The 20,867-nt window shown below is 56.4% G+C and carries 22 protein-coding genes; all 22 read right to left on the bottom strand.

Features of this window, described 5'->3' with window-relative positions; all coding sequences use genetic code 11:
* Positions 1-16: 16 nt before the first annotated feature.
* The 22 genes from fliP to ABRP31_RS07840 all read right to left on the bottom strand — a co-directional run bounded on the left by fliP (position 17) and on the right by ABRP31_RS07840 (position 20,796).
* A complete protein-coding gene (fliP, locus tag ABRP31_RS07945) occupies positions 17-763 on the bottom strand; it encodes a flagellar type III secretion system pore protein FliP (protein WP_349971858.1) in 747 nt (248 codons plus the stop codon).
* Positions 763-1,209, bottom strand: coding sequence for a flagellar biosynthetic protein FliO (gene fliO / locus ABRP31_RS07940; RefSeq protein ID WP_087273238.1), 447 nt, complete (start codon positions 1,207-1,209; stop codon positions 763-765). The genes fliP and fliO overlap by 1 nt, the downstream gene beginning before the upstream one ends.
* 5 nt (positions 1,210-1,214) lie before the next feature.
* Positions 1,215-1,682: a flagellar motor switch protein FliN gene (fliN, locus tag ABRP31_RS07935; RefSeq protein ID WP_087273222.1), complete on the bottom strand. Its 468-nt coding sequence runs from the start codon at positions 1,680-1,682 to the stop codon at positions 1,215-1,217.
* Positions 1,683-1,739: 57 nt separating this feature from the next.
* Positions 1,740-2,708 carry a flagellar motor switch protein FliM gene (fliM, locus tag ABRP31_RS07930; RefSeq protein ID WP_087273220.1) on the bottom strand — a complete coding sequence of 323 codons (969 nt, stop codon included), beginning with the start codon at positions 2,706-2,708 and terminating at the stop codon, positions 1,740-1,742.
* A 9-nt stretch (positions 2,709-2,717) separates the two neighbouring features.
* Entirely contained in the window at positions 2,718-3,221 is a 504-nt protein-coding gene (fliL, locus tag ABRP31_RS07925; RefSeq protein WP_087273218.1) for a flagellar basal body-associated protein FliL, read from the bottom strand.
* Positions 3,222-3,417: 196 nt separating this feature from the next.
* Entirely contained in the window at positions 3,418-4,794 is a 1,377-nt protein-coding gene (locus tag ABRP31_RS07920; protein WP_349971857.1) for a flagellar hook-length control protein FliK, read from the bottom strand.
* Between the two features lie 85 nt (positions 4,795-4,879).
* Complete coding sequence (locus tag ABRP31_RS07915) at positions 4,880-5,194, bottom strand: Hpt domain-containing protein (protein ID WP_087273237.1); 315 nt, start codon at positions 5,192-5,194, stop codon at positions 4,880-4,882.
* 83 nt (positions 5,195-5,277) lie between these two features.
* Positions 5,278-6,984: a fused response regulator/phosphatase gene (locus ABRP31_RS07910; RefSeq protein WP_349971856.1), complete on the bottom strand. Its 1,707-nt coding sequence runs from the start codon at positions 6,982-6,984 to the stop codon at positions 5,278-5,280.
* Positions 6,968-7,291 (bottom strand): STAS domain-containing protein, encoded by a 324-nt coding sequence (locus ABRP31_RS07905; RefSeq protein ID WP_349971855.1) that lies wholly within the window; start codon positions 7,289-7,291, stop codon positions 6,968-6,970. The genes ABRP31_RS07910 and ABRP31_RS07905 overlap by 17 nt, the downstream gene beginning before the upstream one ends.
* A gap of 231 nt (positions 7,292-7,522) precedes the next feature.
* Entirely contained in the window at positions 7,523-7,972 is a 450-nt protein-coding gene (fliJ, locus tag ABRP31_RS07900; protein WP_087273210.1) for a flagellar export protein FliJ, read from the bottom strand.
* 6 nt (positions 7,973-7,978) lie between these two features.
* Positions 7,979-9,337 (bottom strand): flagellar protein export ATPase FliI, encoded by a 1,359-nt coding sequence (fliI, locus tag ABRP31_RS07895; RefSeq protein ID WP_087273208.1) that lies wholly within the window; start codon positions 9,335-9,337, stop codon positions 7,979-7,981.
* The gene (gene fliH, locus ABRP31_RS07890) at positions 9,327-10,142 is read right to left on the bottom strand and encodes a flagellar assembly protein FliH (protein ID WP_087273206.1); all 816 of its coding nucleotides are present in this window, start codon (positions 10,140-10,142) and stop codon (positions 9,327-9,329) included. The genes fliI and fliH overlap by 11 nt, the downstream gene beginning before the upstream one ends.
* 125 nt (positions 10,143-10,267) lie before the next feature.
* Positions 10,268-11,284: a flagellar motor switch protein FliG gene (gene fliG / locus ABRP31_RS07885; protein WP_087273204.1), complete on the bottom strand. Its 1,017-nt coding sequence runs from the start codon at positions 11,282-11,284 to the stop codon at positions 10,268-10,270.
* Positions 11,277-13,067: a flagellar basal-body MS-ring/collar protein FliF gene (fliF, locus tag ABRP31_RS07880; protein ID WP_349971854.1), complete on the bottom strand. Its 1,791-nt coding sequence runs from the start codon at positions 13,065-13,067 to the stop codon at positions 11,277-11,279. Before fliF ends, fliG begins: the two co-directional genes overlap by 8 nt.
* A gap of 14 nt (positions 13,068-13,081) precedes the next feature.
* Positions 13,082-13,408 carry a flagellar hook-basal body complex protein FliE gene (fliE, locus tag ABRP31_RS07875; protein WP_349971853.1) on the bottom strand — a complete coding sequence of 109 codons (327 nt, stop codon included), beginning with the start codon at positions 13,406-13,408 and terminating at the stop codon, positions 13,082-13,084.
* Positions 13,409-13,658: 250 nt separating this feature from the next.
* On the bottom strand, positions 13,659-15,080 hold the full coding sequence (locus ABRP31_RS07870) for a sigma-54 dependent transcriptional regulator (RefSeq protein ID WP_349971852.1): 1,422 nt from the start codon (positions 15,078-15,080) through the stop codon (positions 13,659-13,661).
* Positions 15,080-16,297, bottom strand: coding sequence for an ATP-binding protein (locus ABRP31_RS07865; protein WP_349971850.1), 1,218 nt, complete (start codon positions 16,295-16,297; stop codon positions 15,080-15,082). The genes ABRP31_RS07870 and ABRP31_RS07865 overlap by 1 nt, the downstream gene beginning before the upstream one ends.
* A gap of 125 nt (positions 16,298-16,422) precedes the next feature.
* Complete coding sequence (fleQ, locus tag ABRP31_RS07860; RefSeq protein ID WP_087273194.1) at positions 16,423-17,901, bottom strand: transcriptional regulator FleQ; 1,479 nt, start codon at positions 17,899-17,901, stop codon at positions 16,423-16,425.
* Between the two features lie 162 nt (positions 17,902-18,063).
* Positions 18,064-18,363, bottom strand: a complete 300-nt coding sequence (locus ABRP31_RS07855) for a flagellar protein FliT (RefSeq protein WP_349971848.1) — start codon at positions 18,361-18,363, stop codon at positions 18,064-18,066.
* Positions 18,364-18,389: 26 nt separating this feature from the next.
* A complete protein-coding gene (fliS, locus tag ABRP31_RS07850; RefSeq protein WP_087273191.1) occupies positions 18,390-18,785 on the bottom strand; it encodes a flagellar export chaperone FliS in 396 nt (131 codons plus the stop codon).
* A gap of 115 nt (positions 18,786-18,900) precedes the next feature.
* Positions 18,901-20,337: a flagellar filament capping protein FliD gene (fliD, locus tag ABRP31_RS07845; protein WP_349971846.1), complete on the bottom strand. Its 1,437-nt coding sequence runs from the start codon at positions 20,335-20,337 to the stop codon at positions 18,901-18,903.
* Positions 20,338-20,418: 81 nt separating this feature from the next.
* A complete protein-coding gene (locus ABRP31_RS07840; RefSeq protein WP_349971845.1) occupies positions 20,419-20,796 on the bottom strand; it encodes a flagellar protein FlaG in 378 nt (125 codons plus the stop codon).
* Positions 20,797-20,867: the final 71 nt, after the last annotated feature.

The raw sequence follows: 20,867 nt of genomic DNA, 5'->3' as shown, positions 1-20,867 counted from the left end.
TCCTGATCAAGACGGGTCATACACCACCAAAACTGCCCGCGAGGGTGCCGACAATCAACGCCCAGCCATCCACCAGCACAAACAGCATGATTTTAAACGGCAGCGAAATAATCAGCGGCGACAGCATCATCATACCCATCGCCATCAGCACACTGGCGACCACCAGGTCGATGACCAGAAACGGAATGAAGATCATGAAGCCAATCTGAAAGGCGGTCTTGAGTTCTGATATGACAAATGCGGGGACCAGAATGGTCAATGGCGCAGCCTCCGGAGAGGCAATATCCGTGCGCTTGGAAAGGCGCATGAATAACTCAAGATCGCTGGTCCGGGTTTGCGCCAGCATGAAATCCTTGATCGGCACCTGCGCACGAGCCACTGCATCCTGTGCCGTCAGGGTTTCCGCCAGATAGGGTTGCAAGGCGTCCTGATTCACCCGGTCAAACACCGGCGCCATAATGAACATGGTCAGGAATAGCGCCATCCCGGTCAGGATCTGGTTCGATGGCGTCTGCTGCAAGCCAAGGGCCTGACGCAGAATCGAAAAGACAATGATGATCCGGGTAAAGCTGGTCATCAGCATGACGAACGCCGGAATGAAACTCAGCGCCGTCATGATCAGCAGAATCTGCAGGCTGACCGAGTATTCCTGCTGACCGTCCGCACCGTTGGACAGGGTAATCGCCGGGATCGACAACGGATCGGCAGCGAACGCCAAAGGCGCCGCCAGCACCAGCAGAAGCGTCAACAGAATACGCAGCATTACTTCTTATCCTTCTGAACCTTATTGCCCATCAAGTCCATCAAACGCTGCGCAAACTCGGAGTTCACCGGCTGACGCTCCGGCACCTGCACGTGCTCATTGAGCACATGCAAAGGCGTGATTCGGCCCGGCGTAACGCCCAGCAGGATTTGCTCATTACCTACCTGAACAAGCACCAGGCGATCACGCGGACCAATGGCCCGCGATCCGACCAGCTCAATAACCTGGGCATTACCCGGCACACCGCGCTGAACCCGACGCATCAACCAGGCCAAAGCAAAAATGAGGCCGACCACCAACAACAGGCCGAACAGCAACTGCACGATTTGCCCGCCCATGCCCGAAGACACCGCAGCATTTGCCTGAGGTGCCGCCGCCTGTACTGCTGGCTCGGCTGCCAGCACACTCAGCGGCGTGGCAAGTAAAACCGCGATGGCTTTAATCATTTTCACTAGCGCAGCTTCTTGATGCGTTCGCTCGGGCTGATCACGTCAGTCAGGCGAATGCCGAACTTCTCATTGACCACTACTACCTCGCCGTGGGCGATCAAGGTGCCGTTGACCAGCACATCAAGCGGCTCACCCGCCAGACGATCCAGCTCGATCACCGACCCCTGGTTAAGCTGCAACAGGTTTCGAATGTTGATATCGGTACTGCCCACTTCCATGGAAATGGACACCGGGATATCCAGAATCACGTCAAGGTTCGGACCATCCAGAGTCACCTGAGCATTGCTCTTGGGCACGCTACCGAACTCTTCCATCGCCATACGGCTGGAAGCTGCCGAATTTCCGGCGTCCGCCGCCAGCAGCGCGTCGATATCGTCCTGACCGCTTTCACCGGACTCACCCAGTGCCGCAGCCCACTCATCGGCCAGCGCCTGATCATCAGCAGACGTCATATCGTTTTCATCAGCCATCGGTTGTCCTCGGTGAACATTGATTCAGTTGCATAAAATTTTCGGCGAAAAAGAAACTCAACGCCGGTCTATCGGCTCGATGACCTGCAGCGCCAGATTGCCCTGGTGCGATCCCAACTTGACCTTGAACGAAGGTACACCATTAGCGCGCATGACCATTTCATCAGGCATTTCGACCGGAATAATGTCACCTGGCTGCATGTGCAGAATGTCGCGCAGCAACAACTGCCGACGGACAACCGTCGCGCTCATGGGCACCGCTACATCCAGCACGTCCTGCTTGAGTGCATTGATCCAGCGCTCGTCCTGGTCATCCAGATCGGACTGAAAGCCCGCATCCAGCATTTCACGGATAGGCTCGATCATGGAGTAAGGCAGAGTGACGTGCAGATCGCCGCCGCCACCGTCCAGCTCGATATGGAAAGTTGATACGACGACGGCCTCACTTGGCCCCACGATGTTCGCCATGGCCGGGTTCACTTCAGAGTTGATGTACTCGAAATTCACCTCCATGATCGCCTGCCAGGCTTCTTTCATATCAATGAAAGCCTGATCCAGCACCATGCGTACCACACGCAGTTCGGTAGGGGTGAATTCGCGCCCCTCGATCTTGGCGTGACGCCCGTCACCGCCGAAGAAGTTATCCACCAGCTTGAACACCAGCTTGGCGTCCAGGATGAACAACCCGGTACCACGCAACGGTTTAAGCTTGACCAGATTGAGACTGGTCGGCACATACAGCGAATGCACGTATTCGCCGAACTTCATGACCTGCACACCGCCAACAGCCACGTCAGCCGAGCGACGTAACAGGTTGAACATACTGATACGGGTATAACGAGCGAACCGTTCGTTGATCATTTCCAGGGTCGGCATGCGCCCCCGTACGATCCGGTCCTGACTGGTCAGGTCATAGCTTTTGATACTGCCGGGCTCGGCAGCATTTTCAGTTTGAACCAGACCATCGTCCACGCCATGCAGCAGCGCGTCGATTTCATCCTGGGACAGCAGGTCCTGCACGGCCATGTCGAGTTCCTACTGCAGTACGAAGTTAGTGAACAGAAGTTGCTCGATCACTGTTTTGCCGAGTTCTTTCTGAGCGACTTCCTGAACACTGGCGGTCGCTTTCTGACGCAGCATCTCTTGACCTATCGGCGAAGCCAACTGGTCAAACGGAATCCCCGCGAAGAGCATCACCAGGTTGTTACGAATCACCGGCATGTGCACTTTCAACGCATCAAGGTCAGGCTGATTGCGCGCCAGCATGGTGATGCTGACCTGCATGTAGCGCTGGCGACCATTGGAGTTGAAATTGACCACAAAAGCCGGGGTCATCGCTTCGAAAACCGCTGGATGTTTGGCGTTCGGGTCAGCCGCAGCCGCGGCCGCCGGATCTACCTTGGGTTCGGAGCTGTGCATGAAAAACCAGGTCGCGCCGACCGAAAGGCCGACAGCAAGCAATAAAGCCACTACCACGATGATGATGAGCTTGAGTTTGCCTTTTGAGGCGGGGTCTTTAACTTCGTCGCTCTTCGCCATGCCAATAATCCGTCACAATTCGGGGGGTTCGCTAATGCGTGACAGAGGGAGAGCAAGTGTTATGCCAGAGTTGCGAGGGAATGTTGCAGCAGGCGGTTTTTAACAGAGCTGCGAACGCAGCGCAGGCCAGAAGGAGCTGCCGCAAGCTGCGAACCATCGCGTCGCAGCCTGCGGCAACTCCTGCATGAATAGCAGATCAGGCGTAGTAGTCGATTTCGCTGGTGCCGACAATTCGCTGGACAGGCTGGCTGACAGCTACGCCAGTATCTCCATCAACCCCGTCAATCTCCCCGTCAACACCATTCCCGCCAGAACCGCCATTGCCAATACCACGAGCATTATTGGCCTGCTCCTGCTGCTGAGCCTGGTTCTGCTGGTTACGCGACTGGTCGGAAACGTTCACGTCCACTTGCCCCATACCCTGCTGGGTAAAGGAATCACGCAAACGGGACATCTGGCTTTCCAGTGCCTCACGAACACCGATGTGGGCACTCATGAAGGTCACCTGAGTCTGCTGATCCGGCGCCATGTTGATGCGAATATCAAGACGGCCCAGTTCGGCAGGCTCCAACTGAATGTCAGCCGACTTCAGATTCTGGCTCGACAGATACATGACGCGCTCTACAACGCCTTCGCTCCAGCCACTCTGATGCATCGCCAACGGCTGATTCATCAGTGGCACGGTCGGCGCTACAGCTGCGCGCGGCGCCTGGGCGGCCTGGCTCAAAGCAGCCAACCGATCAGCAAAGTTGTCCACACGCGTATCGCCGACCGCACCCTTGACATCTTTCAGACCGCTATCAAGCAAACCTTCGAAGGATTTGTCACTGCTTTCGGTACTGGGCTCATCAGTAACAGCGCGTTGGTCGTCCAGCGCTGCCAGGTTATTGGCGAGCTGCGATGGATCGGCGTTATCCGTTTTGGCGTTTTTACCCGAGCCGACGGCCTGATTCTGTGCACCTTGCGCCTGCTGCGCTTTGGCTGCCGCATTCTCCAGGGCGAACTGCAACGCTGGCATGTCGTCGAGCGGATCTGCGTTTGGATCGAAAGACGCGTCGGCAGGATCAGTAACCTGAACAGCAATGGCCGGCGCGGTCGGTGCAGTTTCTGCTTTCGCGTTGTCGGTATCCGGCTGAGCCAGCGCCTGACTGGCGATTGCCTGCAGCGCCGGGTCAAGAGCAGGATCCGTCGCCGGCTCCGGCGTCAGCGCCTGCAGCAACGCCGGATCAACTTCCTGATCACTCGCCTCGCTGTCGCTTTCGCTGGCAACCGGCTCGACAGGCAAGGTATTGCCGCTATCGGCAACAGTCGTCGACTCTGAAGTGGCCGCATCGCCCTTGTCTGCCGCTCCCTTATCTGCGACCTGTTTGTCTTTGTCTGCAGCGGGTTTGGCCTTCACCGGGGCATCATTGCCCGTGGTCGATTTGGCCTGAGCCTGCTTGGCGTATACGTCAGAGAAGCTGGAAGCATCGTCCCGACCGCCGTCAGCCGGCTTGGCTGAATTGCTGGCAGAACTGGCCTTCGATGATGCCACAGGGGTGGCTTGAAGGAGGGCATTGGTGGCGAGGGGCATGTCGGTCTCCGCGAAAACAGCTGATTAAGCGGAGTACAGCAAGATATGGGCCACATTCAGTCAGACACAGGACATCCAGGTGGAATCAAGGATGCGCGGTAAAAAACTGGCGTTCGGCGTCGAATAACCGACGCACCGTGGAATACTCAAGATCCAGCGCTGCCAATAGTTCGCCAAGACCGGAGCTGTCTGCGCGGCGACTGCGCTCCTCTAGCTCTCGACACAAGTCGGCCAGCCTGAGTGCGCCCATATTGCTGCTGCTGCCTTTAAAGCTGTGAGCCAGCATGCTCAGTTCCTGCAGGTCGAACACCGACGCCCCCATAAGCTGACGCAAACGGGAGATGCGATTTTCAGAGTCGGTGAGGAACACATCAAGGAGCGTCGGGTATTCGCCTTCCATGACTTCCTGCAACGTCGTCAACACGCTGTAATCCAGATGAACTACCGACACCTTGCTCACTCCCTGATCAAGTATCCGGAGGGTTATGCCTTTTCCCCCCAGCAGAATTCCACGCTTGCGGTCCGGCCGTCGTTAGACCACGAGGCCTTGTCAGTCAACTCCCGCACCAGCGCAAGACCGCGACCGTACAACTCATCGACTACCGGCGGCAATGCAAGAATTGTATCAATGTTGAAACCGTGACCGCTGTCCTCCACCTGCACACTCAAACGACCACCTGTGCCCAGCGCAATGACCTGAAAATGTATGCGGATGAAGCCATCATTCAGCGCCGCAAGTCGCTCCGCCCGTTGCTGATAATAGCGGGCAAATCCAGATGCGTTACTTTTCAGTTTTGAGTCCAGCCCCAAAACGCCATGCTCCAGTGCATTACTGTATAGCTCCGTCAGCACGCTATAGAGCGCACCACTCTGATGGCGCAAACCGTGCACTTCCAGCAACAACTGCAGCAGGTAGGGCAATGGATTGAAGCGCCTGAGGGTTGACGCCCTGAATTCAAACGTCGATGACCAGTCCAGCGGTGTGGAGGTGCCGCTGTCAGAATAGGTCACTGTTTGCGGCCCGAGCTCTGCCTGCTCGACGGCAATGATTTCCACCATGCTGACGTCATCACGAGCTTGCCCGCCAAACGCATTCAGCGCTTGCTCAATTTCTGTGATCAAGAGCTGCGGCTCACGATTGGCCGCAAAGACTTCATGCAGACGCTGCACGCCGAACAACTGCTCTGTGCTGTCGCTGGTATCGATCACGCCATCGGAGAGCAGAAATACTCTGTCACCCAGCGCAAACGGATAAACCTCGGTCTGATAATCGAAAGATGCCGAGTCAAGCACGCCAAGAGGCAGATGCCGGGACACCAATGGAGTGCGCTCGCCGGTCGCCGCACGGAGCACATACCCATCGGGCAGGCCACCATTCCAGACCTCGAATTGCCGCTGCCTGAAGTTGACACAGAGCATCGTCGCGCAACAAAACATATCCACCGGCAAGATGCGCTTGAGCTTGGCGTTCATCTCGCGCAGGGTTTCGGCCAGACCGTAACCCTTGGCGGTCATGCCGTAGAACACTTCAGCCAGGGGCATCGCGCCAACGGCGGCCGGTAAACCATGCCCTGTGAAGTCGCCGAGCAACAGATGCATGTGCCCGGCCGGCGTGTAAGCGGCCAGTAGCAAGTCACCATTGAACAGGGCGTACGGTGACTGCAAATAGCGGATATTGGGCGCATCCAGGCAGCCGGAATGCGCTACCTGATCGAACACCTCTTTGGCCACCCGCTGCTCATTGAGCAGGTAATCATGATGGCGGGAAATCAGATCACGCTGCTTGAGGACGGTTTCCTGCAGCAGGCGCAGGCGGTTCATGGCATTGATTTTGGCCGTGAGCACCGTCTGGTTATAGGGCTTGGCGATGAAATCATCGCCCCCGGCGTCCAGACAGCGGGCCAACGCTTCACCCTCGGTCAGCGAAGTCAGAAATATGATGGGCACCAGCGCCTCACCCGCCAGCTCCTTGATCCGGCGCGCGGCCTCAAAGCCATCCATCACCGGCATCATGGCGTCCATCAAAATCAGCTGCGGCCGGTAAGACTCAAATAAAGCGACAGCACTGGCACCGTTATCAGCACACAACACACGATGCCCTTGACGCGCCACGATAGTGGACAGCAGGAGGCGATCACTGGCGTTGTCGTCAGCGATCAGGATGCACAGGGACTCACCGGTGGGTTGCAAGGGGTTGACCGATATGGAACAGCTTCGAGAAATTAGAGATGGTCAGGATGGTAATGACATCAGTGCTGCAATTGACCAGGCTGATGCGCGAACGCTCACCACCCGCGTGGTCGCGCAACAGCAAAAGCATGCCTAGCGCCGAGCTGTCGAGGTAGTTGGTCCCGCCTAGATCGACGACATAGCGCAACTCACTGCCCAGGTTCTCATAGGCTGCACGGAAATCCTGATGGGAAGCGAAATCGAAGCGCCCAGAGATGAAAATGGTCAGTTGCTGACCATCAGAAGAAAACTCAGAAGTGACCGACATGTAAAATTCCTGCGAGAGAGACGTGCGTCACGTAATCAAGGTTTAGCACTGGCTGGTGATGTCTGCAATTTCTCTGTGGAACTGCGCTTACCCACAATAAGGCTGAACTCAATTCACTTTAGAGCGCATCAAACCTTATTGTCGAAATACCGCCCAGACCTAGCCAGGCCTCCCACAGAGAAATGCATAACGGTTCAGTAATGTGCAGCGAGCTCGAACCCGGTCCCGCTGTTAAAACGGCGCATGCCTGGGCAGACGCTGGGATAATTCATCCAGCAGTTTTTGCTCACGCTTGTCTTCAAGCTGGCGGGCTTCATCGATGTAGCGCTGGACCAATTTGCGCAACCCTTCCACACGCGCATAAGCCTGCTGCCAGGTGGCGCGCGCTTTATCGACGTTATCCTGATGCCAGGCCAGGCTTCTACGCTGCTGATCGACAGCGGTATCCAGCTGGGTGAGAAAGCGCTGATAGCCCATCAGCCATTGCCCGGAAACACCATGGGCACCCTTGTCGATCCATTGCTGCTGATAGTCCAGGCGAAACTGCTCCAGATCGTTGAGCTTGCCTTCAGCGATGCGCACCTGACCTTGAAAATGCCCCAGACTCTGGGCAGCCTTGCGCTCTGCGTTTTCAGCCATGTCCACCACGGGAGCCAGGCGCGCTGCGCGACTTACGGCCATGACTTATCAGCCACCCGCTGCCGGATTGAACACAGCGGCCAACTGCGCACTGCTGTTTTCCATACTTTCATTTTCATTCAGCCCCTGGCGCAGATAGCGCACCAGCGTTGGCTGCAAATGAATCGCCAGGTCTGTTTCCCGATCACCGCCCGGCACATAAGCACCCACGCTGATCAAATCCCGACTTTGCTGATAACGCGACCACAGCTGCTTGAAATGTTGAGCCTGATTCATGTGATCCGGCGTCACTACCGCCGGCATGACCCGGCTGATCGACGCCTCGATATCGATGGCAGGGTAATGCCCCTCTTCTGCCAGACGTCGGGACAATACGATGTGACCATCGAGCACTCCTCGCGCGGAGTCCGCGATCGGATCCTGCTGGTCATCACCTTCCGACAGTACGGTGTAAAACGCAGTGATTGAACCACCGCCCGCCTCGGCATTACCCGCGCGCTCCACCAGTTTGGGCAATTTGGCAAATACTGACGGCGGATAACCCTTGGTCGCAGGGGGCTCGCCAATAGCCAGAGCAATTTCCCGCTGAGCCTGGGCAAAACGAGTCAGGGAATCCATAAGCAACAGAACATTCTTGCCCTTGTCGCGGAAATACTCGGCGATACGCGTGCAATACATGGCCGCTCGCAAACGCATTAAAGGGGCATCGTCCGCAGGGGAAGCGACGACCACTGAGCGTTTGAGCCCTTCCTCACCGAGGCTGTGCTCGATGAACTCTTTAACTTCTCGACCCCGCTCACCAATCAGGCCAACGATGATGATGTCGGCCTCAGTGAAGCGGGTCATCATGCCGAGCAAAACGCTCTTGCCGACGCCTGTACCGGCGAACAGACCCAGACGCTGACCACGGCCAACCGTCAATAATCCATTGATACTGCGAATACCCACATCGAGGGGCTGGCTGATCGGGTTGCGTTTGAGCGGGTTGATCGTCGGACCGTCCATGGGCACCCAGTCCTCGGCCTTCACCGCACCCTTGCCGTCCAGCGCCCGACCGGCACCATCAAGTACCCGACCCAGCATGGCCATGCCCATGGGCAAGCGGCCGGTATCCACCAATGGCACCACTCGGGCACCCGGTGCCAGCCCGGCCACGCTGCCCACGGGCATCAAGAAGATTTTGCTGCCGGAAAAGCCCATCACTTCGGCTTCAACTTCAACCGGGTGGTGACTGTCGTCATTGATCACCACACAGCGACTGCCCATCGCTGCGCGCAAACCTTCGGCTTCCAGCGTCAGCCCCACCATCCGCAGCAAGCGGCCCTCAACAACAGGCTGAACGGGCAACTCGACGTTTTCGGCATAGGAGCCAAGACGTTTGCCGAAGCTGGTGCGATCAAGGCGCATCGGATTTCTCGACTTCTGAGCTGGCAGGCGCGGTCGCGGGCGCAGATGTCTCTAACTCCAGACTGAGGTCTGGAGTGGCTGGATGCAGCGACTGCTCGTGCATCTGGTCGTACATTTTGGCAATGGCCAGCGTCAAGCGAGTCTCGATGCTTGCATCGATCCGGCTGTGCTCGGTTTCAATCCGGCAGCCACCGGCCTGCAGCGTGTCATCCTCAACGATGCGCCAGTTTTCTTCATGGCGTTCGCGCAGCGCTTTCACCAGTTCGAAATCCTGTGGATTGATGAAGATCCGCACATTCGAAGCCCCCATGGGCAACAGCTTGAGCGCGTCGCGCAAAACATTGCCAATCTGTCGGGAGTCGGTGGTCAGTTCACGCTGAATGACCTTGCGCGCAATGTGCTCGACCAGATGAATCACCGACTGCTCGATTTGCTTGTCTTGCTCGGCAATCGGATCGAACAATTGGGCCATCAGCACTTCAAGGCTCGCAAGCTTGCCCTTCAGCGCGACTTCAGCCTCTTGGCGAACCTTGAGCTGCGTACTGTGAAAGCCTTCTTTCTCGCCAGTGGCAAACCCTTCGTTGTAGGCCTCCTGACGGATGCTTTCCAGCTCTTCGAGGGTCAGTGGCTGAACTTCTTCCAGCGGCACTTCTTCGATCGCATCAACCGGCTCTTCGATGACCGGTTCCGGCTCGGGTTCAGGCTCTTGATACGGGTCAAAACTGGGCAGCGACCACACGTCAAAACCGCCGACGTCCTTGGCGCGGATAAGCTCGCTGACCGGTTCTTTGTTGGAGCTGGACATGAATAGTGCCTTAGAGTCTGTGTTGTTTCAGCGCAGGCCGCGTGGCCGGGCGATTGTCGCCCAGCCAGACGGTGGACACCGGGGAGAGCCTCCCCGGTCAGTTTCTCCGACGGAACGTCAACAGACTAGATCATTTCCTCGCCACCTTTGCCGCCAAGAACGATTTCCCCGGCCTCGGCCATACGGCGAGCAATCGTGAGGATTTCTTTCTGTGCGGTTTCCACGTCGCTGACGCGGACCGGGCCCTTCGCTTCCAGGTCGTCGCGCAGCAGCTCGGCCGCACGCTTGGACATGTTCTTGAAGATTTTTTCCTTGATCGCCTCGTCGGAACCCTTGAGGGCCAGTACCAGCACGTCCGAAGAAACCTCGCGCAACAGCGCCTGGATTCCGCGATCGTCCACGTCCGAAAGGTTGTTGAAGACGAACATGAGGTCTTCGATCTGCGTCGACAGATCTTCGTCGACTTCGCGGATCGAATCCATGAGCGCGCCCTCGATGGAGCTGTCGAGGAAGTTCATGATATCTGCGGCACGCTTGATACCGCCCAAGGTCGTACGCGACGTATTGGCGTTGCCGGAGAACTGCTTCTCGAGAATCTGGTTCAGTTCTTTGAGTGCCGCTGGCTGCACGGTGTTGAGTGAAGACACCCGCAGAATAATATCCAGCCGCACCTTGTGGTCGAAATGCCCGAGCACTTCACCCGCTTGGTCAGCATCCAGGTAAGCAACCACAATGGCTTGAATCTGCGGGTGCTCGAAACGGATGACGTCAGCCACAGCACGTGGCTCCATCCATTTCAGGCTGTCCAGACCACTGGTGTTACCACCCAGCAGGATCCGGTCGATCAAGCCGTTGGCTTTATCTTCGCCCAATGCCTGCGTCAGCATTTTGCGGATGTAGCCATCAGAGCCGACACCCAGGCTGGTCTGATCGCCAACGATCTCGACGAACTCAGTCATCACCTCTTCGACTTGTTCGCGATGCACGTTACGCATCTGCGCCATCGCAACGCCTACCCGCTGAACTTCCTTGGGCCCCATGTGGCGCAGAACCTGCGCCGCATCGGTTTCGCCCAGAGAAAGCAGCAATACGGCGGCCTTTTCAACTTTGCTCAGTTTGGCTACGACGGCTCGATCATTCATCAGTGTTAATCCACTCTTTCACAACCTGGGCCACACGACCCGGGTCTTCGGCCACCAAGCTCTTGATTGCGTTCAGCTGTGCGTCATAACCCTCGGTCGGGCTAGGCAGCAGAATACTTTGCGGACCACCCAAGCTGACACGGTCATTGGACAGCTCGTCAGAACCACCACCGCCCATGCCACCGAAGCCACCCGCACCGTCGTCAAACCCGGCAAGCTCTTTGCTCTTGCCGTTGGTGATGTTGTTCAGCACCGGACGCAGTACACCGAAAACCAGAACCAGGATGAAGATGACACCCATCGCCTGCTTGACGATGTCCCAGAACCACTGCTGCGAGTAGAACGGAATATCCGGAATCAGCTCGCCCTGCTCGGCAGAGAACGGTACGTTGACAACGCTGACACTGTCGCCACGGCTGGCGTCAAAGCCGACAGCGTTCTGTACCAGACGCGTGAAGCGATTCAGATCTTCGGCGCTCCATGGCGTACGGGTCGTCTCACCGTTGGCAGGGTTGATCTTGACCTGATCATCAACCACCACGGCAACCGACAGGCGATTCAAACGGCCCTGCTGCTGCTTGGTGTGGCTGATCGAGCGGTCCAGCTCAAAGTTTTTCGTCGACTGCACACGCTTGTCAGCCGGGTATGGCGCCAAGGCAGGCTGGCCCGTGGCCGGGTCCATGATCTGCTGACCGTTGGCATCCAATAGAGGTTGGCCCGGAGCAATCGCTGCGGCAGCACCCGCTGCACCAGCGCCGGCAGTTTGCGGTGCGGTTGCCGGTCCTGGAGGCTGGTTGCTCAAGGCTCCCGGCACACCTGACGGTCCCGAACTGCTGGAGCGTTGTTCGTTGACCGACTGCTCGCTACGCAATGCAGGCTGATCAGGGTTGAAGCTTTCTGCAGTGGACTCGACAGCACTGAAGTCGACGTCGGCAGACACTTCAGCCTTATAGCGATCAGTGCCCAGCACTGGCCGCAGGATGTTCTGTACACGCTGAGTCAACATGCCTTCCATGCGACGGGCATAGTCAAACTGTTTGCCCGCCATGGTCAGCTCGGAATTTTCCGCCTGATCGGAGAGCAAGTTGCCTTTTTGATCGACTACGGTCACTTGCGACTTGGTCAGCTCGGGAACGCTGGTAGCCACCAGATTGACGATTGCCATGACTTGAGCAGGCTCAAGCGAACGGCCGGGATACAACTCAACCAGAATAGAAGCCGTTGGCTTGCGATCATCGCGAACGAACACCGAACTTTTCGGAATCGCCAGGTGCACACGCGCACCCTTGATGTTGTTCAGGGATGAAATTGTCCGCGCCAGCTCACCTTCCAGACCACGACGATAGCGGGTCGCTTCCATGAACTGACTGGTACCCAGCCCCTGGTCCTTGTCGAGGATTTCAAAACCGACATTGGCGTCAGTCTGGGCAATACCAGCGGATGCCAGCTGGATGCGCGCTCGCTGCACGTCATCAGCCTTGACCAGCAATGCGCCGGAATTAGGCTCTACGGTGTAGGCAATATTGGCCGTAGTCAGAGTGTCCATAACCTGCTTGGCGTCCATACCGGCCATGCTGCCGTACAACGGACGATAATCAGGTTGCTGCGACCAGAGCACAACGGCAAAGCCGATGGCCACGCTGGCAGCCAGGCCGACCATAAGGCCAACCTGACGCAGCATGGTCATCTCAGAGAGGTTTTCCAGGAAGGCCAAACCAAACAACGGTTTGCCCGCAGGAGCGCCTGCTTTGGCCGGAACGCTATCGGCGAGTGTTTCTGCCATGACTCAATACGTCCTTAAACCGGCATCTGCATGATGTCTTGGTAAGCCTGAACCAGTTTGTTTCGAACCTGGGTCAAGGCTTGAAAAGACACGCTGGCTTTCTGCGACGAAATCATCACGTCGGTAAGGTCCACGCCGCTCTTGCCAATTTCAAAGGCACTGGACAACTGGCTCGACGCCTGCTGAACGTCATTGACCTTGTTGACGGCCTGGCCAAGCATGTCGGCAAAGCTGCTGGAGCCGATTTCCGGCGTGGCGGCAGCCTTGGGCGCAGCCATGGCATCCATCTGCATGGCGCGCATGTCCAACATCAAGCGATTAAATTCAACACCTTGGCTCATGGACGTTTCTCTCATAAGGGCCGCAAATTTTTGACACCGAGTCAGCGGTCATTAATGTCAAAGCAACAAGAGTGCCAGCTACATAGCAGCATTTAGCCATCATGATGCGTTAATTCGTAGGATGGTTACGCCAAACCTTGCTTTGAATCAGTATTTACTGACCCGATTCAGATTAAATTTTCCACCCCACATTACCCTGCGACAAATAAGCGCAACCGAGGTCACGTTATCGGCACAACCCTGAAAAACCTCAGGTGGCAAACAAATACGCTTCTACATCCATACCCGCATCACGCATTTGCGCCAGCTTGTAGCGCAATGTCCGGGGGCTGATACCCAGCCGCTCGGCAGCCTCTTTACGGCGGCCACGCTCAGCGCGCAGCGTATCGATGATCATCTGAAATTCGCGCCGCCGCAGGTCATCTCCCAGAGCGCCTGCCGAATCCCCGCTCGTCAGCTCCAGCGGCGTCGCAGCAGCGCCTGAAACAGCGGCACCGCTGGCACTAGTGCCCGGCAAAGCCACAGGCGCGACTGCATAGACCACCGGCCCGGTGAGGCAAAAGTCCTCAGCTTGAATCACGCCACCCTGCTGCAGAATCAGCGCTCGCTGCACAGCGTTATCAAGCTCCCGGACATTTCCAGGCCAGGCATAACTCACCAGACAAGCTTGCGCCTGCGCAGAAAGCCTGACAGCAGCGTGCTTCATTTTATTGGCATGCTTGGCCAGCAATCGCTCGGCCAGCGGCAGAATATCGGCAGTCCTTTGACGCAGCGGCTGCCACGCCAGAGGGAAAACCGAAAGCCGATAGTACAAATCTTCCCGGAAACGCCCCGCCGCCACTTCACCGGCCAGATCACGGTTAGTCGTGGCGACGACTCTGATATCGAGGAGGATGGGCTTCTTGCCACCGACTCGCTCCACCTCGCGCTCCTGAAGCACACGAAGCAGCTTGGCTTGCAAGCCCATGGGCATTTCGGATATCTCATCGAGCAGAATAGTGCCGCCATCGGCTTGCTCGAACTTACCCGCCTGAGCGGCGATAGCACCGGTAAAAGAGCCTTTCTCGTGCCCAAACAAGGTTGCTTCAAGCATGTTGTCGGGAATGGCCGCACAGTTGATGGCAATGAACGGCTTATCAGCCCGGGGTGAGTGCTGATGAATAAACCGGGCCAGCACTTCTTTGCCGGTTCCGGACTCACCTGAAATCAACACGGTCGAATCGCTTTTCGCCACTCGACTGGCCAGATGGAGCAACTGCGCGCTGGCAGGCTCGACGGCGACAGGGCCATCGCTGCCTGCTGGCTCCAGACGACCGAGTGCATGGCGCTCAACCAGCCCCAACAAAGCCTTGGGTTCGAACGGTTTGACCAGATAATCGGCCGCCCCATGACGCATCGCGTCCACCGCCCGCTCCACTGCGCCATGGGCCGTCATCAACAGAACCGGCAGCTGTGGATGACGCTCGCGCAGCAACTTCAGCAGCTGATGCCCGTCCATACCTGGCATGTTTACGTCACTGATCACCAGACCGAATGACTCATCGGCGGCAGCCAGCAGCGCATCTTCCGCGCAGCCAACCGCGCGATAATCATGCCCTGCCAACTCAAGGGTATCGCCCAGCGCTTCTCGCAATGAACGGTCATCCTCGACCAGCAATACCTTGATCGCCATCAGCAAACTTCCCTTGAGCCGGGTGCCGGGATCAGCGGCAACGTGACAATCGCGCAAGTACCGCGTCCCACCCGGGATTGGTACCGCACTCCGCCCTGATGCGCGCGGGTAACAGCGGTCACTACCGCCAGACCAAGACCGGTTCCCGTCGTTTTAGTCGTAAAGAACGGCTCACCGATTCGCGCCAGCGCCGCCGCATCAATGCCGCTGCCGTTATCGCTGACACACAGCCTCAACACATCGCCACGCGCGTAAGCATGGATTTTCAGACGCGTGCGACCAGCGCTGGCCTGCACAGCATTCTCGACCAGATTGAGTAACGCCCCGACCAGCGTGTCGCGATTGCACAATAGCTGGCCCTCAACACTGTCACATTGCCAACGCACAGACAGATCCTGCGTTTGAGTATGCGCTGCAGCCTGCAGCGTCTCGAACAGCTCGACCGGCGTTATGCGGTCGGTCAGCGGCAACTCGCCACGGGCAAAGACCAGCATGTCGCGGACCTGATGCTCCAATTCATGCAGGCGCTCCTTGAGCCGCCCTGCAAAACGTTGCTGGGTTTCCACCGGCAACTGTTGCTCTGTCAAATGACTGGCGTAGATCAGTGCGGCAGAAAGCGGCGTGCGAATCTGATGAGCCAGCGAAGCTACCATTCGACCCAGGGACGACAAACGCTCGTGACGAGCAAGCTGCCCTTGAAGACGACGGGTTTCAGTCAAGTCGTTAAGCAAAACCAGTTGCCCGGGCTCAGCATCCAGCGAGCGCGTGGAAATGGACAAACGACGCCCATCCTTGAGGGATATTTCGTGACCATCGTCTTCACGCGGCGCAAAGCAGCGGCTGATGACATGCCGCCAGAGCTCACCCACCAGCGGTTGACCGAGCAGATCCACCGCTGCCGGATTGGCTTCGCGTACGACACCCATGGCATCGATCACAATTACGCCACCCGGCAGCAGGTCCAGAAGATTCTGCAGTCGGAACGCCAACCGCTCTTTCTCCGCCAGCTCCTGCATACGCTGAGCACTGACGACTGCCAACTCGCCTTTGAGCTCTGTGACCCGCGCCTCCAGCAAGCTGTAAGAGTCCGTCAGCTGCGTAGACATCTGATTAAACAGCTGAAACGCCTGTTCGAGGCCCTGACGACTTTCCAGCTCGAGGGACTGCGGCACGTGAAGTGCGGGACCAGAAGAAATCTGCTGAGCGGCCTGGGACATAGATATTCTCTCGCGTGGCGAACCGTCATTAAAAACGGTATGTTCCTGGAGACTTAGCAATCCTCGTGCCGAAAAAAAAGCCCCTGATAATTCAGGGGCTTGGCTTTATTCAGACAGCGTGCGCGTCAATCATCCGCCTGTTCATCGCCATCGCGACGCGTCATGCCGTATTTACGCATCTTCTCAACCAGCGTGGTCCGGCGGATTCGCAGCCGCTCGGCGGCACGCGCCACGATGCCGCTGGCATCGTCCAGCGCCTGCTGAATCAAACCTTGTTCAAGGCCACCCAGATAATCCTTGAGGTCGAGCCCTTCAGGCGGGAGAACAGCGCTGTTGGCGAAGTTTGGCGTGTGCCCATTGATCGCAACGCGCTCTTCGAGATCGCTGCGGATACCTTCGACCATCTGCTCATCTTCGTCATCGACGTAACGGAATTTTTTCGGCAGCTCCGCAACGCCAATCACACCATACGGATGCATGATTGCCATACGCTCAACAAGGTTGGCGAGCTCACGGACGTTACCCGGCCAGCCGTGGCGGCACAGCGACATGATGGCAGCGGAATTGAAACGAATCGAACCGCGCTTTTCGTGCTCCATGCGCGAGATCAGCTCATTCATCAGCAGGGGAATATCTTCGACCCGCTCACGCAGCGGCGCCATCTCGATAGGGAATACGTTCAGACGGTAGTAAAGGTCTTCCCGGAAGCTACCGATCTCGATCATGGTCTCGAGATTTTTGTGCGTGGCAGCAATAATCCGAACGTCGACACTTTGCGTCTTGTTACTGCCGACGCGCTCAAACGTGCGTTCCTGAAGAACCCGCAGCAACTTGACCTGCATCGGCAGCGGCATGTCACCGATTTCATCCAGGAACAACGTGCCGCCGTTAGCCAGTTCGAAACGCCCGGCACGACTGGTAATTGCCCCGGTAAAGGCGCCCTTCTCGTGACCGAACAATTCGCTTTCAAGCAGCTCCGCAGGAATAGCCCCGCAGTTGACCGGCACAAAGGGTGCGTCGCGACGTTTGGAGTGATAGTGCAGATTGCGCGCGACCACTTCCTTGCCGGTCCCGGACTCGCCGAGGATCAACACACTGGCGTCGGTGTCAGCAACCTGCTGCATCATCTGCCGGACATGCTGAATGGCGCGACTGGTACCCACCAGGCTGCGGAAAAGGTTGGGTTCGCGATGACGACCGCGCTCACGCGCCTGGTCATACATCTCGCGATAGACCTGAGCCCTGTGCAGGGAATCTAGCAGCTTGCTGTAGCTCGGCGGCATCTCAAGGTTCGAGAGCACACGGCGACGCAAGTCTTCAGGAAGCTCGACGGAAGAAGAATTTTCTCCCAAAAGCAAAACAGGAAGGAACTCATCCCATGCAGCGACGGTCTTAAGCAATCCTTGAAGGCTGCCCGGAGAATTAACGGTGCCAACAAGCACGCACAATACTTCGCGTGTGGACGTAAGAGAGCCAACAACCTGCTGCCAATCCTGGCTGGAACAGGCCAAATTTTCTTCGCCAAGAAAATTCAGAATTACCGCCAAATCACGGCGGCGCTGGCTGTCGTCATCGATCAGGAGAATCTTGATTTCACGCCACATGCAATAGCAACTTCCCTAGTCAACTCAGTGCCCATACATGGGGCAGCTTGGTATCTCGGCCACTTCTTATACCGAGCACCAGAAAATAGTAAACATCGCTAGTTAAGTCAAAATACCGTAAACAGTCAAATTTATGGCGTAAAGCATATTTTGACCAACCGGTCACGAATCAAACAGATGGTAAACCTTTGCTGCGTTTTTGGCTTGGGTGATTTGCGTCATTTCGTCGACAATCGCCTGACGCTCGCCCGTTGCAGTGTCAATCAGCTGCCGATAGACCGTCAATAACTCTTCCAGGTTATTACGCAACTCCGGCTCATTAGGCGTATCTTTGCTAATAACGTCCTCGACACAGGCACGACAGGCCAGGTCCAGCTTGCCAATGGTTTCCCAATCGCGCTCAGCCAAGGCGCCAACCAGCGCTTCGCGAGTTTCTTCGATACGCTTGAGTGCAGCACTCATGTCAATATCCTCAGTACAACAGCTTCTTATTGATTTTGTTGATCAGCAATTGCATCCCAGCCTTCCTTGACTGTGATCAGTAAACCTGCAACTTCATCCAGCATCTTTGGATCATTCTTTACATTGGCTTCAGCCAGGCGCTTCATCATGAAGTGATAAAGATTATCCTGATTCCTCAGTGCGTCAGTCGGATCCTTGTCCAGATCCAGCCCTTCGCGCAGACCGCCAACAATACCGATGGCCTTGCTGATGAAGATGCCTTTACTGGCAATATCCTTGCGGGCCATTGCGCCTTTAGCCTGGGCAATACGGTCAAGACCGCCTTCCATCAACATTTGCACAAGGCGATGAGGACTGGCTTCAGAGGTTTGAGCCTGAGAGCCAATCTTCTGGTATTGCCGCAACGCTAACATCGGATTCATAAATAACCTCGTATCAACTCCAGGACCACATACTCAAGCTATCGACGCCACGTCAAAAAACTTTAGCGTAAAGCAAAAACCCGACACGGGGTCGGGTTCTTGAATGTCATGTCAATTACGACGCATTTTTCTGTGCATTCATTGCCTCAAAGATCGAGGTAATGCTTGAGGCCGTTGCTTTGAGCTGGCCTACGACAAGGTCCATGGCGTTGTACTTTTTGGTCAAAGACGCGGTGAGCGATTCAACTCGACGATCCAGTGCGGCCTTTTGGTTAGTCAGATCATTTTGAGTCTTGGTCAGCTGAGTGGTCTTGGTTGCCAGAATACCGCCAGTCTTCAGGTAAGGATCGATTGCCTTGCCAATCCTTGCCAGTAGCCCGGTGTCGCCTGAGAACAGACTCTGGACCTGACCTGCAAGCTTTTTGTCGTTCATCGCAGCGGTGAATTTTGTGCTGTCCATGGACAGTGTACCGTTGCTCTGAGTAGTGATACCCAGTTGCGCCAGGGAACCCAGACCGCTGTTGGTGGTAGCAGTCGCGAGCTGGTTACGAATGGCGGAAAGCATCCCGGCAGCCGTCGAATCACCGGTCAGTTCGGCAGGAGCAAAGGTGCCATCAGCGTTGGTGGACCCCTTGGTCAGACTCGTGACCAGGTTGACCAGCGTGTTATAGGACGTCATGAAGGTGTTGAGCGAGGTCTTCAATCCGTCAGTATTGGTGGCTACGGTAATGGTCGAATACTTCGGAGCATCCGCCGTACCCGCCGTCAAAAGATCGAAACTCAAACCAGAAATCGCACCGGAAACGGTGTTGCTTTTACTGGTTATGGCAAGGCCGTCGACGGTGAACTCCGCATCCCCTGCCACCTCAGAAATGGCACCGGCACCCTTGACACCACCTACGGTGGTTTCTTTCATGGTTTTGGTGCCGTCAATATCCAGCAGCGAACCGACATTACCGCTACCGGCTACCGAAATGTCGCTGCCCTTGCCGGTGGTCGTCGAGCTGAACACCAGACGCGAGCCATCAGCATCCGTAATGATGTTGGCGCTGATGCCTGCGGTCTGTAGTTGCTTGTTGATCGAGTCCCGAGCATCCTGCAGCGTCCCGCCATCGGCGAGCGTAACTTTGTAATTAGTGCCATTTTGACTGATGAGCAACTCACCACTCGGAATGGCACTGGTCTGAGCGGTTGAAAGCGCAGCGGTGGCAACCTTGGAAGCCGTCGCGAGCTTGTTAACACCAATGGTATAGGTGCCGTTAACTGCAGTGTTGTTTGCAGTCGCTTTGACTACCGTATCGGCAGACGATGTTGCGGCATAACCCAGAAATGCAGGCGCAGTGGTGCTATTCAGGGTTTTCATTGCATCCTGAAGTGCAGTCAAAGCCGATTTAAGCTTTGCAACGCCCGACAGAGAATCATTGGTTTTGGCGGTTTGCTTGGTGATCTGGTTCTCTTTGGCTGCCTTGTCCGAATCAACCAAAACCTTGACGATGTCACCGATATTCAGGCCGGAACCCAGACCTGTACTAGCAGAAATTGGACTTGCCATGTGCATCTCCCTTCAAGAGTATTGCCGGTCTTTTGACCCGTTAGCGGCCCATCGGACCTGCAACAAGTTTCGTGCCAGTTATCAGACTTCAGCCCTGAACAACAAGCTACCTGCATCACTCAGGCTCTCGGCGAGCTTCAACACTTCCTCATTCGGAATCTGTCGAACCACTTCACCAGAATAGCTTGCGATAACTTTGACCACGACCTTGCCAGAGGATTCGTCGACTGAGAATTCGAGATTACGCTCGACCGACTGGAAGAATTTTTGAATATCTTCCGCAGCAGCCTTTACCCGCTCATCATCCGGCGCCTGCCCCTGTTGCTGCGAACCTTTACTTTCAGCCGAAGCAGAAACGCCTGCCACTGAAGTTTTCTCTACCGGTTTATCCACAACCACAGACTGCGGTGCCGGTTGAGCGGCAGGATAAGACAGGTTCAGCTTTACATTCATATCCATAACCAAAACCTCTGAAAGTAAAAAGGCGAGAGAGCACGAAACGCACTCCCCCGCCAAAGCTCATGCCGTTA

Origin of the sequence: Pseudomonas caspiana, from assembly GCF_040224095.2 — a bacterium.
GTDB classification, from domain to species: domain Bacteria; phylum Pseudomonadota; class Gammaproteobacteria; order Pseudomonadales; family Pseudomonadaceae; genus Aquipseudomonas; species Aquipseudomonas caspiana.
Note: the sequence above shows the minus strand (reverse complement) of the source record. Positions and strands in the feature narration are given on the sequence as shown.